Source organism: Allochromatium palmeri (genome assembly GCF_009720725.1).
GTDB lineage: Bacteria > Pseudomonadota > Gammaproteobacteria > Chromatiales > Chromatiaceae > Thermochromatium > Thermochromatium palmeri.
The window spans coordinates 1-1,820 of the sequence record NZ_WNKT01000113.1; the positions used below are offsets into that span (position 1 = coordinate 1).

1 protein-coding gene is annotated in these 1,820 nt (G+C 64.1%); it reads left to right on the top strand.

Annotation, left to right across the window (positions count from 1 at the left end; all coding sequences use genetic code 11):
* Positions 1-81: 81 nt before the first annotated feature.
* Positions 82-1,818 carry an IS1634 family transposase gene (locus GJ668_RS19630; protein WP_155451768.1) on the top strand — a complete coding sequence of 579 codons (1,737 nt, stop codon included), beginning with the start codon at positions 82-84 and terminating at the stop codon, positions 1,816-1,818.
* Positions 1,819-1,820: the final 2 nt, after the last annotated feature.

Here is a 1,820-nt window from a genome sequence, read left to right on the forward strand (position 1 = left end):
CTCATCGTTCGCTTAATTTCCCCCTCGATTCATGAAAGTGGAGCAAGCTACAGGCACTTACCACTCTGAGTCAGAAAAACCATGGAAACCGCGCCCACGGTCACACGCATCGAACGGGTCGATGACATCCCGCTGCTCTTGGCGCAGCTAGCCAAGATGGAGGTGGCATCGCTGCTGGACCAGCACTTCCCGATGCACGGGAACTGGCAAGGACTGACCCTGGGTGAGGTCGCCGTGGTGTGGCTGGCCTACATTCTGAGCGAGGGTGACCACCGTCTGAACTCGGTCCAGGGCTGGGCGGCGGGGCTGTTGATGACCTTGCGGGTGTGCCTGGGAGCGACGGGCTTGCGTGCACTTGATGTCAGCGACGATCGTCTGGGCGTCGTCCTTGACCGTCTGGGTGGCGACGATGCGGCGTGGGACGCCTATGAGCGCGCGCAGAATGCAACGCTGCTGCGGGTCTACGACCTCAAGGCCCGACGCGTGCGCATCGACAGCACGACGGCGAAAAGTTATGTGGCTGTCAGCGAGGACGGCTTGTTCCAATTCGGTCACAGCAAGGAGCATCGCCCCGACCTGCCTCAGTTGAAGATCAACCAGTCGACCCTGGATCCGCTGGGGTTGCCGCTGAGCACCACCGTGGTCAGCGGCGAGCGGGCCGATGATCCGTTGTACGTGCCGGAGATCCGCAAGGTGCAGGCGATTCTCCAACACTCGGGCGTGCTCTATGTCGGCGACTGCAAGATGGCGGCACTCGCCACCCGCGCCTACCTCGCGGCGAGCCAGGACCAGTATTTATGCCCGCTGCCGGCGGTTCAGATGCCGCCCGCCTCCCTGCGCGCTTTGTTGGCGCCAGTGTGGACCGGGGAGCAGGCGCTCACGCCCGTCCATCGCGCCCCCGTGACGGCCGCTGACAAGCCCCTGCACATCGCCAACGGCTTTTTCGATCAGGTCACGCACACGAGCGCCGAGGGGCTCGCGTGGCAGGAGCAACGTCTGGTGGTGCAATCCCTGAAACACGCCGCCGCGCAGCACCAGCGTCTGGACCGACGCCTGGAACAAGCCGAGCAGGACATCGCGAGGCTCAACCAGCGCGGGCGGGGCCACAAGCGCCTGGATGAAGCGCAGGCGCACGCCGCCGTGGATGCCATTCTGAGGCAGCACCAGGTGTCGACCCTCCTCGTCGCTGAGTATCAGGTGGACACCCACACCACCCGCAAGCGGGCCTACCTCGGGCGCCCCGCCCGAGACGTCACCACGGCCAATGTCACCGTGTGCACGCGCCGCGATCCCGTGGCGTATGAGGAGACCGTGCGGGGCTTGGGCTGGCGGGTGTTCGTCAGCAATGACCTCCTCCTGGAGGTGGGCGAGGCGGTGCTCGCCTACCGCGAGGAATACCTCATCGAGCGCGGCTTCAATCGTTACCGCGGCAAGCTCCTGGGCTTGACGCCGCTGTACCTTGGCTCGACCACCCGCATCAAAGGCCTCATCCGCCTCCTCGCCATCGGCCTGCGCTTCTTGTGCCTGGTCGAGTTCACGGTGCGCGAGGCCTTGCAGGCGAAGGCCGAAAAGCTCGATCACCTCTATGCGGGAAATCCCAAACGCGCGACCGCCAGGCCCTCCACCGAGATGATGCTCAGAACCTTCAATGGCATCAGCCTGGTCGTGATCAGCCTCGGCGGCATGGACTGGCAGACCATGACCCCACTGAACGCGGTGCAGTCGCGCATTGTCGGTTTGCTCGGATTTTCGGAAATCCTTTATCAACGGCTGGGTACGCAATCCGAGGATGCGGCTTTCAAAATGGGCGAACCATGAGT